The 267-nt window shown below is 40.8% G+C and carries 1 protein-coding gene; it reads right to left on the bottom strand.

Annotated features, from left to right (window positions below; translation table 11 throughout):
* Positions 1 to 267 (bottom strand): uracil phosphoribosyltransferase (gene upp / locus AOA59_RS28470; RefSeq protein WP_099489804.1); only part of this gene is annotated, 267 nt, incomplete at both ends.

Here is a 267-nt window from a genome sequence, read left to right as displayed (position 1 = left end):
CAACTAGGCACATTAATTTAATATTTTTTGCACCACGTTTTTTCACAGAGTTGATTGCTTCTACAGCAGATCCACCAGTTGCAAGCATTGGGTCAATTACAATCAATTCACGTTCTTCTATATCTGATGGGAGCTTCACATAGTACTCCACTGGCTTTAATGTCTCAGGGTCACGGTAAAGACCAACATGTCCCACTTTTGCAGCTGGAATCAGTTTCAAAATTCCATCTACCATACCTAAACCTGCTCGAAGTATAGGTACCAACC

It is taken from the genome of Pseudomonas sp. 2822-15 (assembly GCF_002742515.1).
Classification (GTDB): Bacteria; Pseudomonadota; Gammaproteobacteria; order Pseudomonadales; family Pseudomonadaceae; genus Aquipseudomonas; species Aquipseudomonas salomonii.
Note: the sequence above shows the minus strand (reverse complement) of the source record. Positions and strands in the feature narration are given on the sequence as shown.